Genomic DNA, 14237 nt, shown 5'->3' with positions numbered 1-14237 from the left:
AGGTGTGACTTACTTCTCGTTGTGCCGGCTTCTCTTGCCCTTGTTGCGCACAAGCGCGCAGTAAAGCAGGGTGGCCGTTACTGTGAATCTTTAACGGGTTCGACAGGAGGTACCTCTGCCGGTTCAGACCATTTTCCGACGCTTTTTAAACGCTCTCTCAAGGTCGGTATGCCCAGTCCAAGTGCATAGGCTTTGTGCGCGTGAACGAGTGCTTTCTCATAGTTCTTCATGCCGAAATATAGCAAGCCGATATTATTGTGTGTATACGCGTTATCTCCGGCTTGGTTAGCGGCGACGCTCAGTTGATTCTCGGCTTCACTTACACGCATTGCCTTGGAAAGATAGTTGGCATATAGCATCCTGACGATATTGTCGTCTGGGCGCCATGTGACGGCGCGACGGAAGTAGCATTCAACTGAATAGCGTGCACCAATGACTTTGCTCGCCTTCTCTTTTTCGCCAAGGGCAGCCATTGCCAGCAGTGCGCGGTGATGATTTGGAAAAACGCCCAACGTGTAGGAGAGGTCACCTCCCGGCGTTGTACTGGTTTTGCCGCGTATCAAGGCTTCGATCTCGGGTGTGAAGTGGATGTCTTCTACGATCCCTAGCAGGGCCCGGTGTGAGTGGTAGGTATTCTCGGGTATGTATCTGTCGGGACGATAGTCAAAAGGCCCCCATCCTTGACTTAGCGATCCGCAGCCTCCTTGAACTTCCTGCGCAAAGGCTAGGATGGGAGAACTGAGCAGCAGCAAGATGCCAAGAAAAATAGCACTTCCGGCCTGTGCAGAGGCGGGTCCCCGGTAGGACTTACTAAATATTTTGAGATTCATTATTAATCCTTCTGCATGAAGCTTAAATAAACTACGGTACTATTTTTATAGTCATTGTGAGTGGTTAACGTGCCTGCTCTTGATGAGATGAAAAACGCCTCATTCAGCAGGGGGCAGGCGTTTCATCATGCGACGGTGGACCGTGGTAAAGAGTTCTGATCGATATGCATTTGCATGATAAATCGTTCGGCGTCCTGTGATCCACATGTGTTGGGATTGGTTCAGCGGCCCATAGAATTCAATGCGCTTGATCCGCATAGTTTGTTCATAGCTGTGAAGCGTTATGTAGTATTGAAGCATGATGTCCGGCCCCAGGTTCATCAGGTCGGGCTCGTACGTTGTTTTTAGTAAATAAAGAACATCATCTTCAGCAATCGCTATTTGCGCTGCCACTGCCCGCTCCCCCATTTTCAATATATACATGCGGGCGCGACCATGCGCTGCGAATCGTCTTAACAGCGCGCTATAAAATTTAGATTGTTGGTCATTAGGTGTAAGCGCCGTGCCAGCCGAGTCTTTCCAACTGCGACGCTCCATGGATGCGTAAATATTGATGAAATTATCGACGGCATCCGTTTCGACCTGCGTGGTCAGGGTGATAGGCCCCATCTCTTTTTCCGCCTTTCTCAAGCGGCGCATTACTCCGCTAAGGGGCTTTGATGGCAGTGATCTCCAGTAATCTTCGGAAGTTTCTGGCAAGTCGATTTTCCCCGTTGTGATGGAGTCGAGCGTGAGCAGCGTCGACGCGTCAGGCCTTGGGAAAAACTGACTGTCAAGCTGGGCAACGCCGAGCATCATTATTGGCAGAGGAAGCGCGCGCATGAGAGATTTCAAGACGGTTGAAAATTCTAATTTTGGGAGCTGCAACCAGGGTCCAAGTGGCATTTGGTTCGTCTGAAAAGTCTCCCAGACGACGCCATTTTTTCGCTGCAAGATCGTGGCAGCGATAGGCCCTGTTGGTGTTTCGGCAAAGCAGATCATTTCGTCACCGCGTCCAAAATGCTGCAATGAAAGTGCAATAAAATCAGCGGAGAGAAGTGGGCTTCGTATGCTTCGATCGCACAGGCTTTGCCACTTGTCGGAGATGCTGGCAAATTCAGTCGCAGGTAAAAATTCCCAGTGGTAGCCAATATTGGCATTGTGCACGGTCAGTTGGCTTGTATTCTTATCTTTGGGCATCGGTGTTGCAAAGCGACTAACCCATGGTTTGAGCGATCTGCCCAGGACTTCTCGTCCCAGCCCCAATAATCCGCTGATTGATTTGGGGTTGTACGCCACAATTCCCCATCGTTCGCGACGATGGCTCATCCAGGATTGTTTATAAGGGTCGTCCCCGATCAGATAGTCGACCTCCGTCACTTGATCACTTTCAAAAGTATGTTGCATCAGCATGGCCGTCAAGAGTGTTCCGGGCGCGTATTTTTTATGCTTTTCGTCGTACGCCAGTTTGTAGATGCTTGCTTTGTGATTGGCGACTATCCATATCTGGGCGGCAATGGCTTCGCCGTTCAACCACGCGATTCCCAGTCGCAGCCAGCCTCGCTTCGCACAAGCGCGCATGAGACCGGGGACGAAATTGGGGTAAGGCTCCGGTTGTTTCCAGCTTGTGGCGTAGACATGTTCATAGCCTTGTATTCCCTGTTCAAGTTCTGCCCCTTCCTGCACAAGTTTCAGCGTTCCTCCTGCTGCTGAAAAACCATTCCCCATTCGTTTAATGGTGTTTCGAAGTATTCCTTCCCGATTTTTAAAGTAGGTGGTCCAGTCGCCGGTAACGGGCAAGTACCAGTTGCCAAAACAGAAGAAACGAAAGGAGGGGAGTCCGGCCATTTTCAGGGCGCTAAGCAAGAGGTGGTACGCCGATGAGGCGGGGTCCATCGGGGAGAACTGCAGCGAACCCAAGGCTGAATGGGCCTTGAGCACCGCCTTGACAAGCGGAACCACATCATTCGCAGTGACATCGATTTCGAAAAATGGAGCGTAAATCGCGGTGTAAAAGTTACTGAGAGATGCAATACGTTGCCCCAGGAACTTGTTCTGAACGATCACTGGAAGTACAGCGACAGGACGCCCATTTTTCCGCAGAACGTAGAGGCGAAAATCGCCATTGTTTGGGTACACAGCGCACACAAGATTTCTATACCAGGAAAGACCAAACTCGACGTTTTCTTGTTCTGCTTTTGAAAAAAGTTGCTGAACATCAAGGGGGAGGTCGTCCAGATCCAGAAAGACGTCAACACGATGTCCGCCATCCGCAACATGACTGTCCAGCATGGGCTGGGGATTGAACTGGCGTCGGTTCAACAAATCCCGTGCCGGAGCGTGATCACTCAAGCTCGCCAATGACGGTTTTACCTTTGAGTAGGGCATCATTTGTTTCCTGGTGACAGCGTCAGCATCGCCTTGTTGACCACGGTCGTCATCCACGCCATCTGTTTCTCTGTTAATTCTTGATGGCAGGGTAAATGGACCATTTTCAGGCGATAGTCTGAAGCGATATGACAGCCTGAACCCGCCATTTCATCCCAGCGCCACATGGGCATCCCAAGCCGTTTCAATGCAAAAAAATGAAGTTCAGGATGCTTTAACCTGAGTGGAAACATGTAGGGAACACAATCAACGGGCAGGCGTGGGAACAGTGGCGCGCAATGGGGCAGGTGGGCGACGGTGTTTCCCCAGCGCTGGTAATTCTCGCGTCGCCGAGCGGCAAGGCGAACCAGGTTGGTGTGGCGCATGATCCAACGGGACCACCGCAGGCTCTCAAGGTGATCTTCACTGACGTCATAGTGTTCTGACGTGTGGAGGTCTTGTTTTCGTACGTCGCATCCTGGGGCGGTGAGCGTGTTCGTGAAGGTTTGAATTTCGTTGTCTACCGCGTTGACCTCGAGCGGCTGCTTCTGGTTGTGGGCGCTCATCAAAGAACGCAACACCCCCTTGGCTTCCTGTGCGAGCGTTGGGGTGGACTGCCGGGTGTCATGCGGCAATACCGCATCCTCATTGCGCCATAGAAGGCCGCCGTCTTCGCAGGGAAAGAATTCGTACGGGCTGGCAACACAGAAGCGCCCGGTCTGGCCCATGGTCCTTTTTATTTTGGACGTGTTAGTTTCTGACCTGGTAAGCGGGGCAAGAATGGGTACCCTGGGTCTGGGGAAGCCACAGCCGGTGGGGTCAAAGCGCTGATATTCCATGTCAGACCGCAGCGCTGTCAGCGACAGGTTGGGTTGGTGTGAGTTGCTGTGTGAGCCAGTTGAGGGTCAAGTTTTCTGCCAGCTTGCGAGACTCCGCGCTGGAAAATGTGTGATCGGCGCCAATTAAGTCATTGCATTGGAGGTTGGCACGTTCCATGGCGCCAATCCAGGCCGCGTCGTTACGAGCATGATCGAGAAACTCCTTGGCTACGTAATCTTCGCCGCTCAAGATCAACAAAATTTGTCCGGAGAAGCAGTTCCAGGCCGAGGCCATGCTGTGCTGAAAGGGTTGATCTTCCGTCTTCAGCCAGCCGGAGCCAGATGCCGACAAACGAATATTTTGGGCTAGACCACTTAAAGCCGTCAACGTCATTTTCCCATTCAGAAGTTTCAGCCAAAACTCTTTTTGCATCAAGCGCTGCGTGTAGTAATGCTTGACCTGGGTCCGTGCCAGACTGGTCTCGGATCGGACCCACGGATTGAGAAGACACAAGCCACTTACCCGTAAGTCATGGGTTTCAAAACAGTACAGCAGGGCGGCAGATGCGCCATCGCATAGGCCCCATAAAACCACGTTTTTGACGGCAGGAACGCGTTGTTGCATGGCATTAATCGCCGTGGCAATGTCAGCGCTCACGCTCTGAAAATCCCGCTGCAGGCCTTCGCTGTCGCCCATGCCGCGGTAATCAAACCGTAGTGTCGCGTAGCCTGCCGTGGCCAGCGTGCGCGACAGAAGGACGAACTGGCGGTGGCTGCCGACTCGGTATTGGGGGCCGCCCACAATCACGATGACGCCGGTATCCGTCGGTGTTTCCGGTTTGGCCAGAATGCCGAGCTGTGAATCACCCGAACATGCAAATAGTGTTGCCTCTTCGGTGTAGTTCATGCGCAGACCTCGTCGTGCATGGCGACTGGCAAAGAAGCAGAGATAGCGGCAATGCTTGCTTCTATTAAGGCCGGGACTTCTTCAATTTCACTGGTTTGCCAGAAAGCGGGACCGGGCACGGTATGGCTGCGAACGGCAAAGCCAGCTTGCTGCCACTGGGCAATTGTGTTGGATGAGACGGGACTCAAGCAGGCCTCTTCTCGCGGGGATACCTCGAACCACTCCAGCCGCTGCGCTTGTCCCTGATGGGCAGGTGGCAAAAGGGCCGCTTGCTCAAGTCCGATTGCGAGCTCAGACGAAAGCCGGTACCCGGAAATCTCCACGGCCGAGCCACTCGCCAACTGCTGGCGCATACCCTCCATAAGGCTTTTGGCTTGGCCGCCCATCATGTCGCCGGCGACTTTGAGGCGCAAAAATTGTTGTAGCAGCAGCTTGCCGGATGCAGGGGGTTGCCAGAACAAAAAGTTGCAGGCTTCGTTGACTTGGCTGGCCGCCTCCACGGCCAGCAGGCACCCGACGCGAACGCCCCACAGCCATAGCGGCGCGTTGCTTGGGTTCCTGTTTTGCGTCGCATATTTTTGCTGTAGCCATTGGCATCCTTGCACCACATCGCTGACCCAGTTTTTCCAGGTGGCCTCGCCAAAGTCGCCAGAACTGTCGCCGCAACCCAGCAGGTCGATCTGCAACACGGCGTAGCCGGCTTGGGCCAGCGCACGCGCCTGCAACGCCGCCATACGACGAACTTTGTTCATCTCTTCGGCAAAGGGATGGATGTAGAGAACCAGGCCGCGAATTGAATGCCCTTGGGCCGGATAGAACAGGCAAAACCGCTGGCCATCCATGGCGGTTTCCGCAGGCAGAAAAAAAACCTCTTGTTGCACGGACATGAGGGCTCAAGCCGCCAATTTGCTACTGACAAAGTCTGCTAGCGAGCCAACGGTGGCAAAGGTCGCACCATTGATATCGTCATCATCCACCACCAGCCCAAACTGTTCTTCAAGTGTCGTGATCAACGAAACGACGGCCATCGAGTCCAACTCAGGAATTGCGCCCAGCAACACGGTATCGCGTGTGAATGTGGCTGATCGTCCATTCAAACTTAGAGATTCATCAAGAACACGAACTACTGTTTGTGTGATATTCAATCTAAACTCCCTTGGAGGCAAATTGCCTGCTCAAAAATATTTTAGAGTCCAAACGCCTTTAGGGGCTTCGGCGCACTGTTCATCTGCTTGCGTTTTCGCAAGCACTGTTGCTTTATTATTTTCATGAGTGAATCCACACTTTTGCCTGAGTTGATCGCCTTGGCTGCCGAGCGCACGCCGCAGGCGATTGCGCTAACCAGTGGCGCATCCTCCTGGAATTACGGTGATCTGAACGCGGGCGTCCAGCAGTTTGCCGCTGGCTTGATGGGCTTGGGCTTGGAGCGTGGTGCGCGGGTCGCCATTTATCTTGACAAGCGGTTTGAGACGGTCATTGCCAGTTTTGGCGCCCCCGCAGCTGGCGCCGTGTTTGTGCCGGTCAATCCACTGCTCAAACCGGAGCAGGTGGCGTTTATCTTGCGCGACTGCAATGTTCGCGTACTGGTGACTTCGCCCGAGCGGTTCACCTTGATGAGAGACGCCTTAATCGAGTGTCCTGACATGCGCCATGTGGTGGTGACTGCGCCGGTGGCAAACTCGGTCGCGACCGACGTGACCGTTGCAAGCCCATTTGGGGTGACCTTCTGGAGCGACTTGCTCGGCAGCCCACTTCGCTCCGGGCACCGGGTGATTGATACCGACATGGCCGCCATCCTTTACACCTCGGGCAGCACCGGCAAGCCGAAAGGCGTGGTGCTATCGCACCGCAACATGGTGGCCGGCGCCAAGAGCGTGGCTTCTTACCTGGAGAACAACGCGCAAGACACGCTGCTGGCTGCATTGCCTTTGTCGTTTGATGCCGGCTTTAGCCAGCTGACAACAGCATTTCATGCGGGCGGGCGGGTGGTGTTACTGAACTACTTGATGCCGCGTGATGTGCTCCAGACGATGGAGCGGGAACACGTCACGGGCCTGACGGTCGTGCCGCCTTTGTATATTCAGCTGTCGCAACTGCAGTGGCCGGCCGCCATTGGTGAGCACCTGCGCTATTTCGCCAACACCGGAGGGCGCATGCCGCGTGAAACGCTCACCTTGCTGCGGCAGCGGGTACCCCAAGCCAAACCCTTCCTGATGTATGGCCTGACCGAGGCATTCCGGTCCACCTACCTGCCGCCAGCGGAGGTTGACCGGCGTCCAGACTCCATCGGCAAGGCCATACCCAATGCTGAAATCCTGGTGCTGCGGGAGGATGGTTCTCCTTGTGGACCGGATGAGCCGGGAGAACTGGTTCATCGCGGCGCGCTGGTCGGTATGGGGTACTGGAACGACCCCGACAAGACGGCGGAGCGCTACAAGCTATTAGCCGTTGGCACACCAGGTCGGCCGTCGGGCTTGCCGTTGCCTGAGTACGCAGTTTTTTCGGGCGATACGGTGCGCAGGGATGCCGAAGGATTTTTTTACTTCATTGGCCGCCGGGATGAAATGATGAAGACCTCCGGTTATCGCGTAAGCCCGACTGAGGTGGAAGAGGTGTTGTACGCCACCCAGTTGGTGGGCGAGTGTGTGGCCTTTGGCGTGGATCACCCAACGCTGGGGCATGCTATACATGTAATAGCTACTCCGGCAGCAGTGACGGGGGCTATAGACCTAAATGCCTTGATGTCTGAATGCCGGGTGCGCATGCCGGCGTACATGGTTCCCGCTGTTATTGAGGTCGTTGCAGGGCCGCTGCCGCGCAATCCCAATGGCAAGATCGACCGCAAATTGTTGTCAACCGAGCGGCTGGAGCGGCAGGCTGCCTGAGTGCGGCTTGCCAATCTGGACGTCAAAGCCATATCCAAATCATGTCACTTACCGAACGTCAATTGCCAGTGCATGCCGCCATGAACCAGTTTTCTGTGCGTGAGGGGGAGTTGGTGGTTGGCGGCGATCGTTTGTCACTGCTTGCAGAGCGGGTCGGTCAAACGCCTTTTTATGCCTATGACCGTGCGCTGCTACGTGGACGGGTGGCCACTGTGCGCGCCGCACTCCCGGCGGGGGTCAAGCTGCACTACGCGATGAAGGCCAACCCGATGCCCGCCGTGGTGGGTTTGATGGCCGGCTTGGTGGACGGCATTGATGTGGCCTCGGCCGGGGAGTTGAAGGTTGCACTGGACGCCGGAGCCAACCCGCAGGAGGTCAGCTTTGCCGGACCGGGCAAGCGCCGCGCCGAGTTGCGCCAGGCGGTGGCGTCGCGTGTGTTGATCAATATTGAATCATTCCGTGAAGTCGTGGCACTGGAGGCCATCTCCAGCGAACTGGGCTTGCCGGCCCGTGTGGCGGTGCGCGTCAACCCGGACTTTGAACTCAAAGGTTCGGGCATGAAGATGGGCGGTGGTCCCAAGCAGTTCGGGGTGGATGTGGAACAGATGCCCGAGTTGCTGGCGGACATTGGTCGCGCCGGACTGGCTTTTGAAGGTTTCCATTTGTTTGCTGGTTCGCAGAATTTACGATCCGAATCGATCTGTGAAGCGCAGCAAAAATCCTACGAGCTGGCGCTTCGATTGGCGCAGGACGCCCCCTTGCCGGTGCGCTTTCTGAATCTGGGCGGTGGCTTTGGCATTCCTTATTTTCCAGGTGAGCAAAGGTTGGATTTAGGGCCTATCGGTGACAACTTGGCCCGCCTTGCCCAGCGCGCTCAGACCGAGTTGCCGGAATCTTCGCTGGTGATTGAGTTGGGCCGTTACCTGGTGGGTGAGGCCGGTGTTTACGTGACCCGCATTGTGGACCGCAAGATCTCGCGTGGTCAGGTGTATTTGGTGGCGGACGGAGGCCTGCATCACCACTTGTCCGCCTCCGGCAACTTTGGTCAGGTGGTGCGGAAAAATTACCCCGTCGCGATTGGCACCAGGATGGACGCGCTGGCCAAAGAGACTTGCTCCGTGGTAGGGCCTTTGTGCACGCCCTTGGATCTGCTAGCCGACCGTATGTCTTTGTCCGTGGCACAGGTAGGCGACCTTGCGGTGGTGTTCCAGTCGGGGGCTTACGGTGCCAGTGCCAGCCCGCAAGGATTCCTGGGCCATCCCGCATGTGTTGAGGTGATCGTTTAAGGCCAAACCCGGCTGGGCTGTTCGGCCACATGATGCGGATGACTGGCGTCGCTCCTCGGTACATCGCGTGCCTTCATTGTTGGTTTTGGAGGCCGCATCAATTCACTTTTTTATAGCGTCATTGCCTGCACAAATCCAGCGCCGGGTCTTTCTCAATTCCTTGAGAAAAATCAAGAGCGTACCTGCCGCTCAGCGCAGACTCAAAGCTGAGTAAGGAAATGTGGAGATTGACCGTGATAAAAATTTTCAATCATTATTTTCACAAGCGAACGCTATTACAAATATTCTTTGATTTGGGTTTTGTGGTTGTCACCGTGATGGTGGCCATCTTGATGCAGGTGGCTGATCCTTCGTCCGTTTCGTCGCTGGTCGTGACCACGACTTTGTTGTTGGCCGTCGGTATTCTGGTCATTAACGCGGGACTAGGTTTTTATCAGCGAGTTCATCACCGTACCGTGGGTCAGACACGCGCTCGTGCGGTACTGTCCTTGTGTTTATCGATGTCGTTAGCGTACGGAATCTTTCGGCTGTCGCCTCTTCCACTGGCAGATGCGAGTGCATTTGTCTTGGCGCTGGTGGCCGCCGTGGCCCTTATGCTGGTCCATCGGATTTATGTTGCGCACGCTATGCCACGAGCCATGATGCGTCAACGGGTGCTCATCTTTGGCTCGGGAGACCGTGCCCGATTGGTTGGCAGAACGCTTAAGAATTCCGATCCTAATGTTGATCTAGTAGGCTACTACGCCAGCCCGAATGAGACGACGTCAGATATTTCAGGCTGGGGACTTTTGTCGCCTAAAAAATCGTTAACAGACATTGTGATTGAAGAGCAGGTCGACGAAATTGTGGTGGCCTTGAGCGAACGCCGAGGCGGCAGTATGCCTTTGCGGGAATTGCTGGATTGCAAGTTGCACGGTGTCCGGGTTGTCGATATTGCCACCCACTTTGAAAAAACAATGGGGCAGATTCGGCGTGATTCTGTGTCAGCGGGATGGCTCATCTTTGGCGATGGATTTGAACAGGGTCTGATACGCACCATGGTCAAACGTCTATTTGATATTGTGTGCGCCACGCTGTTGATTGTGCTGGCATTGCCGGTCATGGTAATGACGAGCATTTTGATCTTGCTGGAGAGTGCTGGCTCCATTTTTTATCTGCAAGAACGAGTGGGCCTTAATGGACGACTTTTTAATGTCGTGAAGTTTCGCAGCATGCGTACGGATGCCGAGAAAGACGGCCAGCCGCGTTGGGCTTCCACAGCGGACGAGCGGATTACGCGTGTCGGACGGGTGATCCGAAAGTTGCGGATTGATGAATTGCCGCAGTTGTTCAGTGTGTTGGGTGGCGATATGAGTCTGGTAGGACCGCGGCCAGAACGGCCCTATTTTGTGGACAAGCTGACACAAGAGCTACCTTATTACGCCGTCCGCCAAAGCGTCAAGCCGGGCATCACGGGCTGGGCTCAAGTGCGGTATCACTACGGGGCTTCTGTTGAAGACTCGGCGGAGAAACTTCAGTACGACCTCTACTACGTAAAAAACCATACTTTGTTTCTTGATCTGATCGTTCTTTTTGAAACGGTGGGTGTTGTTCTCATGGGTAAAGGTGCTTAGTCATATGGATCTCGCGTGGGTTGGTGAGTTGTTCCGGTACCGCGCTTGTTAAGCCATGGACAGTCGTAATCTTGTGTTAACCGCGTGGAGTTATGGCTTGGTCGGCCTAGTTTATTCGGCGTTTTCTCTGCGCCTGATTCAACTCGGCTATTGGCGCTCGGCACGCGAAATGTCCAAGATCATGGTGTTTGCGGCGGTGACCTGGAGCGCACTGTGGGGTTGGTTTGGGCTAACGCTTTTGTTTACCGGCCAAGCGCTGTTTTTGTTGTTCAGCGCCGTGTCTGACTTGCTGCGGTACGGGTTCTGGTGTTTTTTCTTATTGATCCTGTTGCGGCCGAATCGGGCTGAAAACAAGCCTGCGGGCATGGCCTGGATGGCGCCCGTCATTGTCGGCGTATTGCTTTTTGGTTTGCTGGCGCTTGCATTCGCTGCACTGGGCCTGCGCCTCTTGGGGGATCCTTCCCGATTGATTATGCTCAGTTCGATGGCTTCACCCGTTTTAGGTCTGGTTTTGCTAGAGCAGGTTTTTCGAAATGCGACAGAAGACGCCAGATGGAACATCAAGCCTTTGTGTCTTGGTTTAGCCGGTGCGTTCTTGTTTGATTTGTATTTGTTTTCGCAGGCTGTTTTGTTCAATCGCCTTGATGGTGACGCCTTCAGCATTCGGGGCGTTGTGCATACCTTGGTGGTACCGCTGTTATTGCTTTCAATGACGCGGCGCAGCGACTGGATTTCAAAAATAAAACTTTCACCTAAAGCCGCTTTCCATTCGGCCACGCTGCTGATTGCCGGCCTGTATTTGGTTTTCATCTCGAGTGTTGGCTACTACGTTCGCTACTTCGGTGGCGAGTGGGGGCGTGCCCTGCAGTTGGGACTGGTATTTATTGCCTTGGTATTCTTGATGGTGCTGGTGCTTTCTGGCGCAGTACGCGCCAAGCTCCGTGTATTTCTAGGCAAGCATTTTTTTCGCTATCGCTTTGATTACCGTGAGGAATGGCTCAAGTTCACGCACACCTTGTCTGCCAGAAATTCCCCACAGGAAATGGGACAGCAGGTGATTCGGGGCTTGGCGGACATGTTGGAGAGCCCGGCTGGCGGACTCTGGCTGAAAACAAAGGGTGAGGCAGCCTTCAGTCAAACGGCGCGCTGGAATCTGGCGCAAACGCTGGAAAAAGAAGACGTCCATTCACCGCTGTGCCAATTCATGACCACCAGCGGCTGGGTCATCAATCTGGAGGAGTACCGTTCTTTCCCCCGACGCTACGGGCAATTGAAGCTGCCGCTCTGGTTGCAGGAGCTGGCGCAAGCGTGGTTGATTGTGCCGCTGATGGTCAGTGACGAACTGATTGGCTTCTGTGTACTGGCCCGTGCCCGTACGCGTGTCGATGTGAACTGGGAGGTGAATGATCTGTTGAAAACGGCAAGTCAGCAGGCCGCCAGCTTTTTAGCGCAGATGCAGGCCACCGAAGCCCTGCTGGAGGTGCGCAAGTTTGATGCCTTCAATCGCATGTCGGCCTTTGTTGTGCATGATTTGAAAAACATCGTGACACAGCTCTCATTGATGATGAAAAATGCCAAACGATTAAGTGACAACCCGGAATTTCAGCAAGACATGCTGATGACGGTCGAGAACTCACTCGACAGAATGCGGCAGCTGATGTTGCAATTGCGTGAAGGAGCCACGCCACCTGGAACCGCATTCGGGGTCAATTTGGGTGGCATCATTCAGCGCATTGAGGCTGTTGCGGCAGGCCGGGGAAGAACGCTTGAAGTTCAGTTGTCGGAGGCAGTCGTTGCGCGTGGCCACGAGGAGCGCTTGGAGCGGATCATCGGACATGTTGTTCAGAATGCTTTTGATGCAACAGAACTCGATGGGCGCGTCTGGCTCAATCTGGATCGCTCAAGGGGGCAGGCCAGAGTCGTGGTGGGGGATACCGGCCAAGGCATGTCTGCCGAATTTGTCAGAGATCGCCTGTTCAAGCCGTTTCAGAGCACGAAACAGGCGGGGATGGGAATTGGTGCGTATGAAAGCTTTCAGTATGTGCAGGAATTGGGCGGAAAAATTGAAGTCGATAGCGAGCCAGGGCAGGGCACGACGGTCAAGATGCTTTTCCCCTTGTTTGAAATTCAGAAGGAATCAGACCTTCACTCGTTGGAGGCCTCATGACAACTGATAAAACGCGCCCATTGCTGATTGTGGAAGACGATCTGGCATTGCAAAAGCAAATCAAGTGGTCGCTTGACCGGTTCGACTCAGTGACGGCACATGATCGGGAAAGTGCGTTGCTGCAATTGCGAAAAAGCGTGCCAGCGGTCGTTACGATGGATTTGGGACTGCCGCCAGATGCGGATTCGGTCACCGAAGGATTTCGCCTTCTATCGCAAATATTGGCTTTTGACCCCGATATCAAGGTGATTGTCCTGACCGGGCAAAACGATCAGGCTAACGCTTTGCGTGCCGTTGCCATGGGGGCCTATGATTTTTTTGCAAAACCGTTCGAGCCTGAATTGCTAAACCTGACGGTGGAGCGCGCCTTCCGGCTGTTTGAACTGCAAAGTGAAAATCGACGGCTACAGTCCATGCATCAACCGGATGCTTTGTCAGAGTTGATAACGCGCGACCCAGAGATGCTGCGCATCTGCCGCACGATCGAAAAGGTAGCGAGCAGCAATGTCACAGTGATGTTGCTGGGAGAAAGTGGCACCGGTAAAGAGGTCCTGGCCCGTGGTCTGCACCAGTCTTCCCCGCGGCGCGCGGAGAAATTTGTGGCCATCAACTGTGCGGCTATCCCTGAGAATCTTCTGGAAAGTGAATTATTCGGTTTTGAAAAAGGGGCATTTACCGGGGCCGTCAAAACGACGCTGGGAAAAATAGAGACAGCCAATGGCGGGACCTTGATGTTGGATGAGATTGGAGATTTGCCTTTCCCATTGCAGGCCAAGCTGCTACGTTTTTTGCAGGAGCGAACCATAGAACGCATTGGTGGTCGACAAGAAATTCCGGTGGATGTCCGAATCGTTTGCGCCACGCATCAGGATTTGAATACGCTTAGCAAAGAAGGCCGGTTTCGGGAGGACCTGTATTACCGGTTGGCTGAAATCGTGGTCAATATTCCGCCACTGCGTGCCCGCGTGGGGGACCCCGCTTTGTTGGCGCATGCGTTCATGCGGCGCTTTGCACAAGAACAAAACAGAGCCTCCATGTCACTCAGTGAAGATGCGGTCAAAGCCGTTGAAAACCACCCCTGGCCAGGCAATATCCGGGAACTTGAAAATTGCATCAAGCGCGCCACCATCATGACAGACGGCAGCCAGATTTCGAGTGAGGACTTGGGTTTCAAAAGTTCTGCGCTGGATGAAATTGACAGTTCACTCGATCTGCGGGTGATTCGAGACAACGCCGAAAAGCGTGCGGTTATTGCGGCGCTGGGACGCGTCAATGGAAATATGGTCAAGACAGCTGAATTGCTTGGGGTGAGTCGGCCCACGCTTTACGATTTGATGTACCGGCTGGGTTTGAAGTAGTTTTCTTCGTGTTGAAATTTAATTTCA

Annotated in this window: 11 protein-coding genes; 5 read left to right on the top strand and 6 right to left on the bottom strand. The window is 54.2% G+C overall.

Annotation, left to right across the window (positions count from 1 at the left end):
* Positions 1–77: 77 nt before the first annotated feature.
* The 6 genes from HHJ17_RS18675 to HHJ17_RS18650 form a co-directional block, all read right to left on the bottom strand.
* Entirely contained in the window at positions 78–830 is a 753-nt protein-coding gene (locus tag HHJ17_RS18675) for an ABC transporter permease (protein WP_296502283.1), read from the bottom strand.
* 99 nt (positions 831–929) lie between these two features.
* Entirely contained in the window at positions 930–3254 is a 2325-nt protein-coding gene (locus HHJ17_RS18670; RefSeq protein ID WP_296502281.1) for a GNAT family N-acetyltransferase, read from the bottom strand.
* Positions 3197–3904 carry a hypothetical protein gene (locus HHJ17_RS18665; protein WP_296502279.1) on the bottom strand — a complete coding sequence of 236 codons (708 nt, stop codon included), beginning with the start codon at positions 3902–3904 and terminating at the stop codon, positions 3197–3199. The genes HHJ17_RS18670 and HHJ17_RS18665 overlap by 58 nt, the downstream gene beginning before the upstream one ends.
* A 112-nt stretch (positions 3905–4016) precedes the next feature.
* Positions 4017–4901 (bottom strand): hydrolase 1, exosortase A system-associated, encoded by an 885-nt coding sequence (locus HHJ17_RS18660; RefSeq protein WP_296502277.1) that lies wholly within the window; start codon positions 4899–4901, stop codon positions 4017–4019.
* Positions 4898–5788, bottom strand: a complete 891-nt coding sequence (locus tag HHJ17_RS18655) for a hydrolase 2, exosortase A system-associated (protein ID WP_296502276.1) — start codon at positions 5786–5788, stop codon at positions 4898–4900. Before HHJ17_RS18655 ends, HHJ17_RS18660 begins: the two co-directional genes overlap by 4 nt.
* A 6-nt stretch (positions 5789–5794) precedes the next feature.
* A complete protein-coding gene (locus HHJ17_RS18650; protein ID WP_296502275.1) occupies positions 5795–6046 on the bottom strand; it encodes a phosphopantetheine-binding protein in 252 nt (83 codons plus the stop codon).
* 123 nt (positions 6047–6169) lie between these two features.
* Here HHJ17_RS18650 and HHJ17_RS18645 point away from each other — a divergent pair, with 123 nt between their 5' ends.
* From HHJ17_RS18645 to prsR, 5 genes are all read left to right on the top strand, one after another.
* On the top strand, positions 6170–7786 hold the full coding sequence (locus HHJ17_RS18645; protein WP_296502273.1) for an acyl-CoA ligase (AMP-forming), exosortase A system-associated: 1617 nt from the start codon (positions 6170–6172) through the stop codon (positions 7784–7786).
* A 41-nt stretch (positions 7787–7827) separates the two neighbouring features.
* Positions 7828–9072 (top strand): pyridoxal-dependent decarboxylase, exosortase A system-associated, encoded by a 1245-nt coding sequence (locus HHJ17_RS18640; RefSeq protein WP_296502272.1) that lies wholly within the window; start codon positions 7828–7830, stop codon positions 9070–9072.
* Positions 9073–9305: 233 nt separating this feature from the next.
* On the top strand, positions 9306–10685 hold the full coding sequence (locus tag HHJ17_RS18635) for a TIGR03013 family XrtA/PEP-CTERM system glycosyltransferase (protein WP_296502270.1): 1380 nt from the start codon (positions 9306–9308) through the stop codon (positions 10683–10685).
* Positions 10686–10740: 55 nt separating this feature from the next.
* Complete coding sequence (gene prsK, locus HHJ17_RS18630; RefSeq protein WP_296502268.1) at positions 10741–12852, top strand: XrtA/PEP-CTERM system histidine kinase PrsK; 2112 nt, start codon at positions 10741–10743, stop codon at positions 12850–12852.
* Positions 12849–14210 (top strand): PEP-CTERM-box response regulator transcription factor, encoded by a 1362-nt coding sequence (gene prsR, locus HHJ17_RS18625; RefSeq protein ID WP_296502267.1) that lies wholly within the window; start codon positions 12849–12851, stop codon positions 14208–14210. The genes prsK and prsR overlap by 4 nt, the downstream gene beginning before the upstream one ends.
* Positions 14211–14237 lie beyond the last annotated feature (27 nt).

Origin of the sequence: Rhodoferax sp. (genome assembly GCF_012927445.1) — a bacterium.
In the GTDB taxonomy this organism is placed as follows: domain Bacteria; phylum Pseudomonadota; class Gammaproteobacteria; order Burkholderiales; family Burkholderiaceae_C; genus Rhodoferax.
The sequence above is the reverse complement of the archived record's forward strand: the minus strand, read 5'-3'. Positions and strand labels throughout refer to the sequence as shown.

Coding starts and splice junctions, on each gene's coding strand:
- HHJ17_RS18675 (WP_296502283.1), bottom strand. CDS start 830: ATGAATCTCAAAATATTTAGTAAGTCCTACCGGGGACCCGCCTCTGCA.
- HHJ17_RS18645 (WP_296502273.1), top strand. CDS start 6,170: ATGAGTGAATCCACACTTTTGCCTGAGTTGATCGCCTTGGCTGCCGAG.
- HHJ17_RS18640 (WP_296502272.1), top strand. CDS start 7,828: ATGTCACTTACCGAACGTCAATTGCCAGTGCATGCCGCCATGAACCAG.
- prsR (WP_296502267.1), top strand. CDS start 12,849: ATGACAACTGATAAAACGCGCCCATTGCTGATTGTGGAAGACGATCTG.
- HHJ17_RS18660 (WP_296502277.1), bottom strand. CDS start 4,901: ATGAACTACACCGAAGAGGCAACACTATTTGCATGTTCGGGTGATTCA.
- HHJ17_RS18665 (WP_296502279.1), bottom strand. CDS start 3,904: ATGGGCCAGACCGGGCGCTTCTGTGTTGCCAGCCCGTACGAATTCTTT.
- HHJ17_RS18655 (WP_296502276.1), bottom strand. CDS start 5,788: ATGTCCGTGCAACAAGAGGTTTTTTTTCTGCCTGCGGAAACCGCCATG.
- prsK (WP_296502268.1), top strand. CDS start 10,741: ATGGACAGTCGTAATCTTGTGTTAACCGCGTGGAGTTATGGCTTGGTC.